Genomic DNA, 2,508 nt, shown 5'->3' with positions numbered 1-2,508 from the left:
GCGGCGGCGGGATGGTGTGGGTAGGCTGCGTCGGTGGAGGTTGACCAGTGCCACTGATGGTCAGTTCGACATCGCCGACGGAGCGGAGGTCCGTATCTTCGCGGAGATCGTAGAGGAATACGTTAATGACTTGCCTGCCGCTGACACCGGTTGACCAGTCCCTGGTGGGTGCATCGAAGGAAATCTCCGGACCCTGCGGCGGAGAGCCACCCATGGCCTGGGAGATGAGTTTCTTGAGTTCGTTGTCTACTTCAGTGATCACTGCCTGTCCTCCGTCTCGCTATGGTGGTTGACGTCGTCCGGGTAGGGTTTATCGGGCCATAGCGGTGGGCTCTTCCACGGTCACCGTGTGGTTGACGGAGAACACGGTGGACAGGTCCGTCACCTCGACCCGGTCGGTCTGCGCTCCTCGTTCGCCGGTGATCGGGTTGGCCGGGTACAACTGGATGTCCTTCACCTCTGCTACTTCGGGAAGCCGGGCCAGCACCACGTAGGCGTCTCCGACGTGGACGGGGCGGCCGAAAGGCCAGCCGGTTCCGTCGGGGCCGCCGGTGAGGGGGTTGAAGTAGGCGTACAGCGCCTCTTCCGCCGAGTGGCCCAGAGTGGCGAGCTCTGAAGGCAGTAGGGATTCCTCCGGTGCCAGGACGGCTACGACCTCGATGCCTTGGTACCCGGCGGCCTGCACGGCCACGGTGACGCCGGGAGGCATCACCGGGCACAGGGCGCGTGTGACCGCGCCTTTCAGCTGGGTGGAGGGGAGTAGGTCGGTGTAGTTGATGCGGCTTCCAGCGGCCAAGGCGGGGATCACCATCAGTCCGTAGGGGCCGGTGGGTTGGGTCGGGACGGTGGTCCCGTCGGCGCCGCCGGTGGCGGGGAGTTCATTGGTCACCATCAGATCGGTTCCCTCCGGCCTGGGCGGGTAGAACGCGCAGATCTGACCGACCGTGACGTTCCCCTGTGAGCCGAGGGTGGCCTGGTAGCTCTCCCCGAGTGTGAAGGTGGATCCGGCCAGCGGGATGGCGCCGTATCCACCGAACCCGAAGATAATCGCCCCGTCGGAGGCGTTGATCATGACGTGCTGGTCGGCGGGTCCGGAAGAGGTGAACGTGTCGACGACGGTCCACAGTTGCTCTTCACCCGCACTGGTCACTGTGATCGCGGGTTTCTGGCCGAAGACGGCTTTCTCGGGGAGGTAGAATTCCATGCCCGATGTGCCGGTTGACTGACCGTCGATCGCTGTGCCGGCGGAAAGCGTGATCTCCTGGATCACGTTCACCCGTGCCTTGCCCGCCTTGGTCCAGTCACCCGTGGCTGCGGAGGGCGGGATCGTGGCCGGCGCGATCGTGGTGAACTTCACGGCAGGGTCGGTCGTGGCCCGGGGCCGCTCCGTCCCGTCATCAAGCTTGGCAACGGCGGGTACCGTCCCGACCACGGTGCCCGCCGGCACCGAGACTTCACCGCCCGTGTTGTTGCTGATAGTGACAACGGCGGTCGCCGGTGTCCACGACGCGGTCTCCGTGAAGGGTGTGAGGAGCTCGCCTGTCCCCGCCCCCACGTGCTTGGCACGCAGCACCCCCGTGGGGGAAGCGAGGACCAGCCGCTCGATGTCTGCTGCGGTCACGGCCCGCTGCGGGCCCAGGGGGCCCAGTGGGAGCCGGTGTGCGCACTGCTCCACGCTCTCCGCGTCGGTACCGCCGACGGCCGCCGATGGATTGGACACCGCGGAGATCGGCGGCAGGGGATTACGCAGCGCGGTGATGGAGCGCGCGGGCACATTACCGACGGAACCACCACCGGTGAGGAACCGGGTGATACGGATCTCCGCTCCCTTCGGGGGGATCGCACCGTGGCGACGAGGCCCGTCCACCTCCTTGGCCTCGATACCGAACACCGCCTCACCGGTCGTCGGATCGATCCAAAAGTTCTGATCATCAGGCCCCGAGGAGGACAGAGTGCGCACGTACTGCCACTCCTGAACCACCTGGCCGGCCACGGTCGTCTCGGCGGTGATCCGTCCCTCGGTCAGCAACGGCACCGACGGCAGGGCGAACCGCTGGTTCGCCAGTCCGGTGGACACCCCCACCAACGCCTCATCCACCACCTCGGCCTGCACTACCGGGACCAGGACCGACATCTGGCCTTCCAGCGTCAACGCGGTCAGCACCATCGTGAAGTACTGGTCGCCGGTGTAGGTGCAGCGCAGCAAGCCGACATCCTCGGCACGCCACACCTGCGGCGCCTCATCGGTGCCCAGGTTCAACTCCACGGCCGTCGGCGAATGCGCCGACGGGACCTGCAGCGTGACATACCCACTCTGCTGGAAGCCGCCGGTCGTGTCCTCCACCACACCGCACACCACCCACCGAGTGCCCGCCCACGCCTCCCACGCCCAACTCGATGAGTTCGTCACAGCCGACGGCGCGGTACCGACCTGCACCTGCACCGAAACCCGGGTATCGGGCACCGGATTCGACAACACCGCCAACAGCACGTCGGCCTGCGTCAACT

General features: G+C 66.5%; 2 protein-coding genes. Both read right to left on the bottom strand.

Features of this window, described 5'->3' with window-relative positions; all coding sequences use genetic code 11:
* Window positions 1-262 (bottom strand): Pvc16 family protein (locus tag ACIQOV_RS37095; protein WP_401055197.1); only part of this gene is annotated, 262 nt, incomplete at its 3' end.
* Between the two features lie 48 nt (window positions 263-310).
* Window positions 311-2,508: baseplate J/gp47 family protein (locus ACIQOV_RS37090; protein ID WP_401055196.1), on the bottom strand; the 2,198-nt coding region annotated here is incomplete at its 5' end.

It is taken from the genome of Kitasatospora sp. NPDC091257, assembly GCF_044757675.1.
GTDB lineage: Bacteria > Actinomycetota > Actinomycetes > Streptomycetales > Streptomycetaceae > Kitasatospora > Kitasatospora lactacystinica.
This window is presented reverse-complemented; position numbering and strand designations above follow the sequence as displayed.